At 49.9% G+C, this 13,012-nt stretch carries 13 protein-coding genes; 8 read left to right on the top strand and 5 right to left on the bottom strand.

What is annotated here, in order from left to right; genetic code table 11:
* From ABWO75_RS11475 to purU, 3 genes are all read left to right on the top strand, one after another.
* Positions 1-1,661 (top strand): alpha-2-macroglobulin family protein (locus ABWO75_RS11475; protein ID WP_353185657.1); only part of this gene is annotated, 1,661 nt, incomplete at its 5' end.
* 142 nt (positions 1,662-1,803) lie between these two features.
* Complete coding sequence (locus ABWO75_RS11480; RefSeq protein WP_353185659.1) at positions 1,804-3,672, top strand: DNA topoisomerase IV subunit B; 1,869 nt, start codon at positions 1,804-1,806, stop codon at positions 3,670-3,672.
* Between the two features lie 4 nt (positions 3,673-3,676).
* On the top strand, positions 3,677-4,519 hold the full coding sequence (gene purU / locus ABWO75_RS11485; RefSeq protein ID WP_353185661.1) for a formyltetrahydrofolate deformylase: 843 nt from the start codon (positions 3,677-3,679) through the stop codon (positions 4,517-4,519).
* A 25-nt stretch (positions 4,520-4,544) separates the two neighbouring features.
* Here the strand turns inward: purU and ABWO75_RS11490 are convergent, their stop codons facing one another.
* Genes ABWO75_RS11490 through ABWO75_RS11505 form a run of 4 tightly spaced genes read right to left on the bottom strand, consistent with a single transcriptional unit; the run spans position 4,545 to position 7,323 of the window.
* A complete protein-coding gene (locus tag ABWO75_RS11490; protein ID WP_353185663.1) occupies positions 4,545-4,883 on the bottom strand; it encodes a cupin domain-containing protein in 339 nt (112 codons plus the stop codon).
* Between the two features lie 5 nt (positions 4,884-4,888).
* The gene (locus ABWO75_RS11495) at positions 4,889-5,785 is read right to left on the bottom strand and encodes a class I SAM-dependent methyltransferase (protein WP_353185665.1); all 897 of its coding nucleotides are present in this window, start codon (positions 5,783-5,785) and stop codon (positions 4,889-4,891) included.
* Positions 5,786-5,816: 31 nt separating this feature from the next.
* Positions 5,817-6,569, bottom strand: coding sequence for an ABC transporter ATP-binding protein (locus ABWO75_RS11500; RefSeq protein WP_353185667.1), 753 nt, complete (start codon positions 6,567-6,569; stop codon positions 5,817-5,819).
* A 19-nt stretch (positions 6,570-6,588) separates the two neighbouring features.
* The gene (locus ABWO75_RS11505) at positions 6,589-7,323 is read right to left on the bottom strand and encodes an MlaE family ABC transporter permease (RefSeq protein WP_257657254.1); all 735 of its coding nucleotides are present in this window, start codon (positions 7,321-7,323) and stop codon (positions 6,589-6,591) included.
* A 186-nt stretch (positions 7,324-7,509) separates the two neighbouring features.
* Between ABWO75_RS11505 and ABWO75_RS11510 the strand changes: the two genes are divergently transcribed.
* The 5 genes from ABWO75_RS11510 to ispG are packed head-to-tail and all read left to right on the top strand — an operon-like array spanning position 7,510 to position 12,474.
* Positions 7,510-8,229, top strand: coding sequence for an SDR family oxidoreductase (locus ABWO75_RS11510; protein WP_353185670.1), 720 nt, complete (start codon positions 7,510-7,512; stop codon positions 8,227-8,229).
* An 11-nt stretch (positions 8,230-8,240) separates the two neighbouring features.
* Positions 8,241-8,831, top strand: coding sequence for a PspC domain-containing protein (locus tag ABWO75_RS11515; RefSeq protein ID WP_353185672.1), 591 nt, complete (start codon positions 8,241-8,243; stop codon positions 8,829-8,831).
* Entirely contained in the window at positions 8,824-9,795 is a 972-nt protein-coding gene (locus tag ABWO75_RS11520) for a toast rack family protein (protein WP_353185674.1), read from the top strand. The genes ABWO75_RS11515 and ABWO75_RS11520 overlap by 8 nt, the downstream gene beginning before the upstream one ends.
* Positions 9,796-9,797: 2 nt before the next feature.
* On the top strand, positions 9,798-10,415 hold the full coding sequence (locus tag ABWO75_RS11525) for an RDD family protein (RefSeq protein WP_353185676.1): 618 nt from the start codon (positions 9,798-9,800) through the stop codon (positions 10,413-10,415).
* Positions 10,416-10,473: 58 nt separating this feature from the next.
* Entirely contained in the window at positions 10,474-12,474 is a 2,001-nt protein-coding gene (gene ispG / locus ABWO75_RS11530) for a (E)-4-hydroxy-3-methylbut-2-enyl-diphosphate synthase (RefSeq protein WP_353185678.1), read from the top strand.
* Positions 12,475-12,593: 119 nt separating this feature from the next.
* Here the strand turns inward: ispG and ABWO75_RS11535 are convergent.
* Positions 12,594-13,012: T9SS type A sorting domain-containing protein (locus ABWO75_RS11535; RefSeq protein ID WP_353185680.1), on the bottom strand; the 419-nt coding region annotated here is incomplete at its 5' end.

Consider the following 13,012-nt stretch of genomic DNA (forward strand, 5'->3'; position numbering starts at 1 on the left):
TGGAGTATCCGTATGAGTGTGCCGAACAGGTGTTCAGCCGGTTCTATGCCAATGCACTGGCTGCGCATATAGTAGCACAGGCACCCCGCGTAAAAGCGATTTTCGACCAGTGGAAATCGAGCGACACGACGGCGTTGCTCTCCAACCTGGAAAAAAACCAGGAATTAAAAACCGCGTTACTGGAGGAAACCCCCTGGGTAATGGAAGCAAAGAATGAAAGTGAACAGAAACGCCGCATTGCGTTGCTTTTCGATAACCATAAACTTGCCCGTGGCTTGCAGCAAAACCTGGCAAAACTGGCCGAAATGCAACTCGCCGACGGCAGCTTCCCCTGGTTCAGGGGAATGATGAGCAACCGGTACATTACCCAGCACATCGCGACCGGGATTGCGCGCCTGCAAAAACTGGGTGTAGCCGGCGCAAACACCGAAACGGCAAACGAGATCCTTGCCCGGGCAGTTGATTACCTGGACAGGCAAATCAACGCCGATTATAACCAGTTGATAACCGATAAGGCCGACCTTAAAAAACAGCATATTGGCAATACGCAGGTCCAATACCTTTACCTACGCAGCCTCACCGGCAACCTACCGGTACCGGACGAATATCAGACTGCATACCGCTATTACCTTACCCAGGCAGGCACGTATTGGCCACAGTTTAACCCTTACCTCAAGGGCCAGTTGGCACTGGCGCTTTACCGTGCCGGCAATGGGAATGCCGCGGTTGAGCTGATGAAATCGCTCCGCGAAACCGCCATACGGAATGAAGAGATGGGCATGTACTGGAAGTCAATGCCACATGGATATTGGTGGTATGAAGCACCCATCGAAGCGCAGGCACTGCTTATTGAAACGTTCTCGGAAATAACGGGCGACACCAAAACGGTAGATGACCTGAAAGTATGGCTGCTTAAACAAAAGCAAACGCAGCATTGGAACACAACGAAAGCAACAGCGGATGCCATCTATGCCCTGTTGCTCAAGGGAAGCGACTGGCTGGTAGCCGAGCCCGCCGTCACCATTCGGGTAGGACCGGAAACTGTTCGGTCCAGTGAGCTGTCAACAGAAGCCGGAACCGGCTACTTCAAAAAACGCTTTGACGGCAGTGCCGTTACTCCGGCGATGGGCAACATTTCCGTAAATGTGGAAAAAGCGGCTAACGAAGGGGTGGCCTGGGGAGCAGTATATTGGCAATATTTTGAAGACCTGGATAAGATTTCCCACGCGGAAACCCCACTCAGCCTGCAAAAGCAATTATATGTTGAGCGGAATACCGACCGGGGACCGGTGCTGGAGGAAATTACCACCACGAATCCATTGAAAGTCGGCGACAAAGTACGCGTGCGGATTGAACTGCGGGTGGACCGTGACATGGAATTTGTGCACCTGAAGGATATGCGTGCCGCATGTTTCGAACCCATCAATGTCTTGAGCGGATACCGCTACCAAGGTGGCCTGGGTTACTACGAAAGTACGCGTGATGCAGCCACCAATTTCTTCTTCGATTACCTTCGGAAGGGAACCTATGTGTTTGAATATCCAGTATTTGTAGCACAGGCGGGTGACTTCTCCAACGGCATCAGTACGATCCAGTGTATGTATGCACCGGAATTCAGCAGCCACAGTTCAGGTATCCGGGTGAAAGTGACCGGTGATTAGTACCCTAATAGGTTATCGCTGAGCGGGGACGGGTATGGGAAGCGGGCAGAATAAGTAAAAATTGCGTATAATTGCGTGGCAATTGGCAGCCAATGGCTAACCACTGACAGCCGGCAAGTCATAGCCAACAACGATAATCAGCATGACAGCATATAACGAAGATAGTATACGTTCACTGGACTGGAAAGAGCATATCCGGCTGCGGCCTGGCATGTATATCGGTAAACTTGGGGACGGCTCAGCCTATGATGACGGCATTTATGTGTTGCTTAAAGAGGTGGTAGACAATTCCATCGATGAATTTGTGATGGGTGCCGGGAAAACCATAGATATTACGGTCAACGAACACAAGGTTACCGTACGCGATTACGGGCGCGGCATACCCATTGGATCAGTGGTGGATGTCGTCTCCAAGATTAATACAGGAGGCAAATACGACAGTAAGGCATTCCAGAAGTCTGTCGGTCTGAATGGTGTGGGAACCAAAGCAGTAAACGCGCTTTCCAGCTCGTTTACCGTGCAATCTTACCGTCAGGGAAAAACCCGGATCGCTGAATTCAGCAAGGGTGAGCTGCTGCGCGACGAGGAGAAAGAAACTACCCAACGCAACGGTACCGCGGTAACATTCTATCCGGATGACAGCATTTTCAGAAATTACCACTACCGTGCTGAATTCGTGGAAAACATGATTTGGAATTATGTGTTTCTGAACTCGGGACTGACCGTTAATTTCAATGGGCAGAAGTTCATATCCGAAAATGGACTGCGAGACCTGCTCGAACGCAACATCGATGCCGAATCAATGCGTTACCCCATCATTCACCTCCGTGGCGATGATATTGAAATTGCCATTACCCATGGGCAGCAATACGGAGAGGAATATTATTCGTTCGTCAACGGTCAGCATACGACCCAGGGAGGTACCCACCAAGCGGCATTCCGCGAAGCGGTGGTTAAGACGGTGCGCGAATTCTATAAAAAGGATTTTGATGCATCTGACATCCGGGCTTCCATTATCGGTGCCATCGCCATTAAGGTGCAGGAACCGGTGTTCGAATCGCAGACCAAAACAAAACTTGGTTCACAGAACGTCGGCCCCGAGGGACCAACGGTACGCACGTTCATCAACGATTTTGTAAAAAAGGCGCTGGACGATTACCTCCATAAGCATGGCAGTACCGCCGATGCCCTACTGAAGCGGATTATGCAATCCGAACGCGAACGAAAGGACATTGCCGGCATTAAAAAACTGGCAAACGAGCGGGCAAAAAAAGCATCCCTGCATAACCGGAAGCTGCGCGACTGCAAAGTCCATTACGGTGATAAACATGAGCGGGTTCAGGAGACTACCCTATTCATCACCGAAGGGGATTCCGCGAGCGGATCCATCACGAAATCGCGCGATGTACAGACTCAGGCGGTGTTCAGTTTAAAGGGTAAGCCGCTCAACGCCTTTGGTTTGACTAAAAAGGTCGTCTATGAAAACGAAGAGTTCAACCTATTGCAGCATGCGCTCAATATTGAAGATGGTTTGGATGGCCTGCGTTACAATAATATTGTAATTGCAACAGATGCCGACGTAGATGGCATGCATATCCGCCTGCTGCTGATGACATTTTTCCTGCAATTTTTTCCCGATATTGTAAAAGCGGGACATGTTTCGATCTTGCAGACACCGCTATTCCGGGTACGGAACAAGAAAGAAACGATTTATTGCTACAGTGACGAAGAAAGACAGCGCGCTATCCTGAAATTAGGGGGCAAGCCGGAAATCACCCGATTTAAGGGGCTGGGAGAAATTTCCCCCGAGGAATTCGGACTTTTTATTGGAAAGGATATGCGGCTGGACCCGGTTATTCTGTCAAAAGAAAACAAGATTATGCAATTGCTGGAATATTATATGGGTAAAAACACGCCCGACCGGCAGAAACACATTGTCAATAACCTGCGGATTGAGGTCGATATCGCCGAAGAACAACTCCCGAAGAATACTGAAGAATTGGTAGCCTGACATCATGATAAACCAAACCCTGATTCTCATCCAATGCCGTGATGCCGTCGGCTTGGTTGGCCTGATTGCAAATACGGTAGCCGCACATCACCTGAATATCGTAACCATGCGTGAGTATGTCGATGAGGCAGCGAATCGATTTTATGTACGCATTGTCTGTGCGGGCGAAACCACCGAACCCGAACGGCTCATTGAAGAACTGACGCAACGGCTCCCGGCAGGAGCTTCCGTAAAGCTGAACCCGCCACAGCAAAAACGCTTTGCCATTTTGGTGACCAAAGAACACCACTGCCTTGGCGACATTATTGTACGGCATTTTTTTAACACACTGGGTGCGGAAGTATGCTGCGTGGTGGGCAATTACGACGATTTAAGTGCATTTACGGCACGGTTTGATATTCCTTTCCATCACGTTAGTCATGAGGGAAAATCACGGGAGGAGTTCGAGGAGCAGGTTGCAGCGGTACTCCAATCTTATCAACCGGACTACCTCGTGTTGGCTAAATTCATGCGGATCCTTTCGCCCGACTTTGTGGCGCGGTATCCCGGCAGGGTCATCAACATCCATCATTCCTTCCTTCCGGCATTTATCGGGGCGAATCCGTACAAGCAAGCCTACGTACGTGGCGTCAAATTAATCGGTGCCACTGCTCACTTCGTAACCAATGATCTTGATGAAGGACCTATTATTGCGCAGGATATCCGTACCATTAATCACAGTTATACGGTAAAAGACATGGTCCGTGCGGGGAAGGAAGTGGAAAAATCCGTGTTGAGCAAAGCACTTGCACTGGTAATTGAGGACCGCGTAATCATTACCGGCAACAAAACCGTTGTTTTCGAATAGCGCTCACCGTTTATCGGGATGCTTGCTAGGGAAGAAAATCTTCGCGCATCGGGCTAAAAATATCAATCAGTACTCCGGCGGCTATGCACCGGCAACCGTGCACGGCATTTGGTGGCACATAACAACTATCCCCGCTTTGGATGGTGTAGGTACGTCCGTCGACCGTGTACTCAAATACACCACTCGCCACATAAGTTACCTGGGTATGCGGGTGCTGGTGTATCGTCCCGATCGCATGTAATCCAAACTGAACTTTGACGACCATTACATCCGCATTGTACGACATAACCTTCCGCCGGACACCCCCACCGAGGTCCTCCCATGGGTGTTTACTGTCTTCAAAAAGCAACTGATCTGGTTTCATCGCAGTTAACTGGTTTTACGGAATTTACCGAAGACGCCCAATGGCAATTTATTGCCGGCAGTGGCCTGCAGATACAGTTCGCCGGTCTCCAGCTGGGTCACAGAAGGCATGGCGGCGCGGATGAGGTTTTCCACGATAACCGAAGAAAAGCCCAACGAATATGTGTTCAGGATCAAGAAGTGTTCCCGCGGATCCAGTAGCTGGACTACGTCGCGCATCATTTCAGCAATGTGATCTTCTAGTTTCCATTTCTCGCCTTTCGGGCCATGGCCATAGGCCGGGGGGTCCAGAATAATTCCGTGATAGGTATTCCCTCTTTTTAGTTCACGCTTCACGAACTTCAGTGCATCCTCAACCACCCACCGGATATCTGACAAGCCCGATAGTTCCTGATTCTCGTTCGCCCAGGTGACCACCTGTTTGATCGAGTCGACATGCGTAGTGTCGGCGCCCGCGGCCCGCGCAGCCAGTGATGCGCCGCCCGTATAGGCAAAGAGATTCAATACTTTGGGCTTGGGCGTCTGAAATAAGCGGATGGTGTCGGCAATGTAATCCCAGTTGACGGCCTGCTCCGGAAATACCCCAACGTGCTTGAACGACGTGAGGCCCAGCCGAAGTTTAATGGAGGTTACTTTTGTCCGGTAGGCAATGTGCCAGCGGTCAGGCAATTGCGGACGCTTCTTCAACCACTCGCCCGTTGTGGCAGACCGTCCGCGGAAGCGGATATCATGGCGTTGCTGCCACACCGAATCGGAAAGTGCCTTTGGCCATACAGCCTGCGGTTCGGGGCGGATCAGGACCACATTGCCGAAACGCTCGAGCTTCTCGAAATCGCCGCAGTCGATGAGTTCATAGTCTTCCCAATGCTGGGGAGTGAGGAGTTGGATGCTATTTGCTGCCAAAGTAACTGTTTTATCCGCCAAAGATAAAAAATTAAAACCGCTCCCTGGCCGCCTTCATAAATGGGCTTGCAAAGACAAAGTTATTCAGTTCCTTCACATCGGTATGGGCAATTTCCTTATTGGAACCTTCCCACCATTTCTTCCCCTGATACAGGTACAGGATATAATCGCCGATGCCCATTACAGAATTCATATCGTGGGTAACAACTACAGTCGTACAGTTATATTCCTCCGTTAGGTCGGAGATCAGCTCATCGATCAAAATCGCCGTCTCGGGATCAAGACCTGAGTTGGGTTCATCGACAAACAAGTACTTCGGACTCATACTGATTGCTCTTGCAATACCCACACGTTTTTTCATGCCACCGGAAAGTTCAGCCGGGTACAGCTTGTTTCGGCCGGCGAGGTTTACCCGTTCCAGGCAGAAGTTCGCCCGGTCAAGTTTCTCACTCTTGCTCATTTCAGTGAACATCTCCAGGGGAAATATGATATTCTGCTCCACGGTCATGGAATCGAACAATGCCGAATTCTGAAACAGCATACCGATTTCCTTACGGATCGGAATCCGGCTCTCAAAATCCATGCGCGTAAAGTCCTGGCTATCGTACAATACCTTTCCCTGTTCGGGTGTATGCAGGCCTACCATGCATTTAAGTAATGTACTCTTGCCCGAACCGGACCCTCCGATAATCAGGCTGATTTTACCGGGTTCAAACGTGGCGTCAATACCCTTCAACACCTGGTTATCGCCAAACGATTTATGTATATGCTGTACTTCAATCATGTATGTGAATCTGCTAAAGCTAAAGCATTAATGCGGTTACGATATAATCGGCTGCCAAAATACTGATACAGCTGATGACTACACCCCGGGTACTGGCCTGTCCGACTTCCAGCGCCCCGCCCCGCACATAAAAGCCTTTAAATGCCGAAACGGAAGTAATGATAAAACCAAACACAAATGCTTTTACTAAGGCAACGGCAACCGTATATCCCTTGAACCCGTCGGTAATTCCATTGATATAATCCACGGGGGTAACGGCGCCTGAGAATGCGCCTCCCATTAACCCGCCGACCAACGCCAGAAAAATAGACATAATAACCAACATCGGAATCATGGTGATGCCGGCGAGTATCTTCGGAAGGATCAAATAACCCGGCGCATTGATGCCCATAATTTCAAGTGCGTCAATCTGTTCGGTTACCCGCATCGATCCGATCTGTGAAGAGATGGATGAACCTACTTTTCCGGCCAGCACCAGAGCTGTGATGGTGGGGCTTAGCTCCAGGATGCTGGAATCGCGATTAATCTGACCAATGACCGACGAAGGAATGAGATCGGAAACCAGCTGAAAGGCGATTTGCATGGTCATTACCGCACCGACAAACGTCGAAATAATCGCGATAAGACCAAGAGAACCCACGCCAATTTCATTCATCTCATGGATAATCTCCTTCCAGTAAATCCGCCATTTTTCAGGCCGCCTGAATACTGATTTCAATAAAAGCAGGTATCTGCCGAAATAGGTAAAAAACATAAATCTGCCTGAATATTCCGCTAAATATACGTGTTTTGAAATTATGCCGGAACAATAAATGCCTAAGCCAGTTGCATCACCCGCACAGGCAAAACGAAACGGCGCATATTTTGTTTGTTATTCTTGATAAATAAAACTTAGTATTTTTGGCAAAACCGGTAAATTGAACCATAAAATCCAGATCGTATGACGTTCCTGTCCAATAAAACCGCACTCATTACCGGAGCAACCAAAGGGATGGGTGCCGCAATAGCGGAAAAGCTAGCTCAAAACGGGTACAATCTTTTGCTGTGCGCCCGTGATACGGAGGCATTAAACCGCATTAAACATCAGCTGGAACAAACCTATCCGGCAATTTACGTAACGACCTACCCGGTTGATTTCTCGCAGCAACAACAGGTGCACGACCTGGCAGAACAGGCGGCCGCGCAAAAGGACGCGATCGACATTCTTATCAATAATGTGGGCATTTACCGGCCGGTATCCATTCTGGATGAAACAGCAGAAGATTATGAAGCGCAAATGCAGGTTAATTATTATACGGCCTACCGCCTTTGCCAGACCATCGGCCGCGTCATGCGTAAAAATCGCAGCGGCCATATCTTCAATATCAGTTCCATTGCAAGCCGGTCGCCTGTAGCGGCGGCAGGAACATACACTGTAACAAAATATGCGATACGCGGTCTAACCCAGGTATTGCGGGATGAACTACGGCCTTACGGTGTGCGAGTTACGGAAATCATCCCCGGTTCTACCCTGACGTCGTCGTGGGAAGGGACACCAATACCGGCTGACCGTTTCGTATTACCGGAAGATATTGCTCAGGCCATTTTGACCTGTCTTCGGGTAAGTGAGGGTGCTAATGTGGATGAATTGGTCGTAACACCGAGAAATGGTAACATATAATTTGAAAAGATATGGAAAAGAAACTTCAGCGAATCCCGCACGAAGGAGCTATCGCGGGGATTTGCGCCGGATTAGGGGAATACTTTAATATCGATAAGACCTGGATACGGATTGTGTTTATACTCAGCGTCTTTTTTGCAGGGTATGGTGTTGGTCTCCTTGGCCCCATAGTCTATGTGGTATTGTGGATTGTATTGCCGGTAAAGGCAGCATTCCTGCCCAGAGACCCCTTCGATGTCGACTATCGCGCGCCGGGATTCCAATCCCCGGAAGCCCCTGCCTATGAAGCTGCAAGTGCCACCAGCCGGCAAACCAGAAAATCAAAAGACCGGTATATCGCGGGAATCATCCTATTAATGGTGGGCATCTTTTTCCTATTGCATCAGCTCGATGTATTTTATTGGCATGATTTCGCCCGCTTTTGGCCAGTGGCGATCATCATTCTCGGAATAGCACTGCTCGTTGGGGCGTTCAACACGAGTCAGCGTACCACACCATTGCAACATGAGGATGAATATGCGGATACCGCGCCATCCGAACCGGATGGAAAAGATGCACCTCAGGCGGACAATGACACACTAAATCATCGCGATCATGAATAAAGAAAAATTTGGCTGGGGACTTGTCCTGCTGTTTGTGGGCGGCATCCTGTTACTTGATAATTTATCGATTATTGACTTCTACTGGCGGTCGGTGCTTCATATGTGGCCCGTTATACTCATTGTCGTGGGCGTAAACCTGTTGGTACCAAAACGTGGTGCGGGCTCGTTAATCTCCATTGCCGTAACCGTCGTTGCCCTGGCTTTTTTAGCGTATCGTGGCACCATCCCTCCCGGTGGCCGGCAGTGGTTCAGTGAAGAACGCCGGGATTGGGATTCCGAACGCCGGGAGCGTAATGAAACACGCCGGGAACGTAACAAGGGACGTCGGGAGCGGTCGAGCGGAACGTTTACCCACGATTATGACAGCGCCATTACGGAGGCACACCTCGACATCCGGGGCGGGGCGGTAGCTTATGAAATTACCGGCCATACCGAGCGTCTCTTCAGCGCTGAAGCAACGAATACTTTTGGTGCACATCACCTCGAAACTACTACTACCGGCAATGTCGCCCGGCTGCTATTCAGCATGAAAAACGATGGCGATAGCCATTGGGATTTGGATGCAAACGATAACCAGGCCCAGATTAGTCTCAACACCCGGCCGGAATGGCATATTAATCTGGAGATGGGTGCCGGCAGTGCAGAATTCGACCTTACCGAATATAAGGTGGCCAGCCTTCGTTTCAAGGGTGGTGCCGCATCATTTGAGGCCCGATTGGGTATGCCGCTACAGGAAACCGTCATCAGCGCGGAGTCGGGTGTAGCGGATATCGAAGTGGAAATACCCCGCGCCGCGGCTTGCCGGATTGTTATTGACTCCGGACTTTCGTCCAAGGATTTTCCGGGATTCACGAAACAAAGCGACGGATCATATACCACAGAAAATTATACCGGAGCAACGAATCATTTTACCATTAGCCTCAAAGGCGGGTTAAGTTCTTTTTCAGTACAACGTTATGACTAAGCGTGGAAGTACAACATGATCAATATGAAGTTGTTCTTGCGGGGAAGCCGGCAGGACCTTTTACATTGGATGAACTGCGCGATATGTCGCTCCGTCCAACAGATTTCGTAAAACCGATCGGTCAGCCGGAGTTCAAAGAATTACGGGAATGGCCTGAGTTGAGCAGGCTCTTGCATGTTGAGCATCAGCTCACGCCGCCGCAATATTTCGCGACGCTGGATGTACGCCTATTGAGTACGGCTATCGATTATTTTATTGCATTTTGTTGTTACGCTATCCTGGCAGCTATTTATCTGGCTGGTGTAGGGAATAGCCAGGAGCATATTCCTACGCTTCTCGCCGGCCTGATATTGGTTCCTGTCATCAAATTTGTCTTTTGCGTGATTGCTGAAGGTTCAAAAAGGCAGGCGTCAGTCGGAAAGATGCTCGTCGGGATTAAAGTTACCGATCAACAGGGCAAACCGATCAGCTACGGGCGTGCGCTGCTACGTAATGTGGCTAAGCTGGTGGGGATCGCTACGCTGGGGATTGGCTTCTTTGCAGGTTTCTTCGACCGGAAACAGCGTTGTTGGCACGACAGGATTGCGGACACACTGGTAATTAAAGACCGGCTTCTCTGATTTCTCCCGTGGCCGTCTGTGTATGCTTTTCGCTTTTTATCGCTAACTTTGCGTTATTATGGATACCAAAATCGGAAACTCCCTACCTGGCGGTTACTGCAATTCACTGACGGCATATTCGAGGTGGCATACCCGTGAAGTTTCCATTGGCGATGTACCCATGGGGGGAACCCATCCGATCCGAATCCAGAGCATGACAACCGTAGACACCATGGATACCCAAGGTTCGGTTGAGCAAACTATCCGGATGGTGGAAGCGGGTTGCGAATATGTGCGTATTACCGCGCCCAGTATCAAGGAGGCGAACAACCTCGCCGAAATTAAAAAGGCGCTCCGCAAACGCGGATACACGGTTCCGCTTGTTGCGGACATCCATTTTACGCCAAACGCTGCGGAAGTGGCTGCGCGTATTGTAGAAAAGGTGCGTATCAACCCGGGAAACTACGCCGATAAGAAAAAATTTGATCAGCTAAATTACACCGAAGCGGCGTACCGTGCTGAGTTGGACCGTATCTACACAAAATTTGCCCCCTTGGTGAAAATATGCAAAGCATACGGCACTGCCATGCGCATCGGCACCAACCATGGTTCGCTATCCGACCGGATCATGAGCCACTATGGCGATACGCCGGAGGGCATGGTGGAGTCCGCGATGGAATTTATCCGGATCTGCGAAGATTTAAACTATTACAACCTGGTCATCTCCATGAAATCCAGCAACCCGCAGGTCATGGTACAGGCGTACCGGCAGCTCGTTGAAAAAATGGTGGCTGAGGGGATGAACTACCCGCTGCATTTGGGGGTAACGGAAGCCGGCGACGGCGACGACGGCCGCATCAAATCGGCCGTGGGTATAGGGACATTACTGGAAGACGGCCTTGGCGATACCGTCCGCGTTTCCCTGACTGAAGAACCCGAACTCGAGGCACCGGTAGCTATTGCATTAATAAACCGATACACCAACCGGCAGGTAAAAGCAGAACCGGTAGAAACAGTACGTAACGAATCATACTCCGCGGATCTCGCCCCATCACCTTACCGCACAGAAGAAGTAAATGCATTTATTGGCGGATCATTGGTACCGCGTGTGGTTGTCGACATCTCTCGCAGTAACTTGAAAGATCCCCAGGTACTTACCGATGCGGGCTACCGCTACGACATCCTGTTGGACAAGTACCACATGGGTGAACAGTCGGTCGATTTTGTATATCTGGCGGATGAGTTACCTTCATTTACCATGCCCGGGAACCTTAAGCAACTGTATAATTACCAGACATGGCGGGGCATCAGGAGCAAGGCGAACATTCATCCCGTATATCAACTGGGCGAGTTTATAACAGCTACGGAAAAAGACAGTCAGCTTAACTTGGTGCGCATCCGCCGTGCCGACCTGTATACGCCGGCCTTTGAGTCCCTTCCGCTGGATAAGACACTTGTTTTCGTTGTGGAGACCGATGAACTTCACGGAATGGCCGACCAACGATTATTCTTTTCAGCCATCCGTACACTCGGCCTTACCAATCCCGTAATCATTCGGCGGTATTATGCCCCTGAAGCTTTTTCCGGTCCGGCAGGTGATTTTATGAGCCCCGAAGAACCAGTTTCTAAATTACAGCTTTACGCCGCTACCGATATGGGAGCGCTGTTGGTGGATGGAATGGGTAACGGCGTGTGGATCGATTCGCCGGCTACGCCACTCAATAAACTGGTAGCAACTTCATTCGGGATCTTGCAGGCAACCCGGTCGCGCATTTCCAAAACAGAATATATTTCCTGTCCAAGCTGCGGACGTACATTATTTGATCTTCAGGAAACTACACAGATGATCCGCAGCCGGACCAATCACCTGAAGGGACTTAAAATCGGGATTATGGGATGTATCGTTAACGGACCGGGGGAAATGGCCGATGCGGATTACGGATATGTTGGGGCAGGACCTGGAAAGATTACGCTGTATCGTGGAAAAGAAGTAGTTAAACGTAATGTGCAGTCAGCCGATGCATTGGACGAGCTCATCGAAATTATCCGTGGAGACGGCCGCTGGATAGACCCCGAATAACCCACAGGAATAATTCCGGAACTGAACAATAAATCAGAGATAGCTGTAAGGTTAAGGTTTTCGTCCCACACGAAGGTGTGATGGGAAAAGGATGTACCAAACGTAGAAGATGGAAGGGGTTACAATACGGAAATTCGCTTTATCACGGTTTCGGTACCTGCAGAAACCCGGATAAAGTAGAATCCGTTGGTAAGTTTGTCGTTGGTTTCAAACGCATGATGCTGGTTTCCCGCGTCCAGCTGCTGGTCAAGCAATGTCATCACCTCATTTCCCAGTGCATCCATCACCTTAATGGAAACGGCCTGCTGTTTATTGAGCCTGAATGACAGATTGATCTGATCAACCACCGGGTTAGGGAATACTTTTACGTTGCTGAGCAATTTATCATCCATGGAGGCATTGCCCATCCGGAACGGAAAAAATCCCTTCAGGGCGCCAAAAAAGGAACGCTGCCGGCTTTCCATTTCCTCACTCTGAAATGGACGTAATGATTCAGGGGCTTCTCCCTTTCTCATCAGGCTGCTATCTGCTGCTGTAG

It is taken from the genome of Parapedobacter lycopersici, assembly GCF_040395035.1.
Taxonomy (GTDB): domain Bacteria; phylum Bacteroidota; class Bacteroidia; order Sphingobacteriales; family Sphingobacteriaceae; genus Parapedobacter; species Parapedobacter lycopersici_A.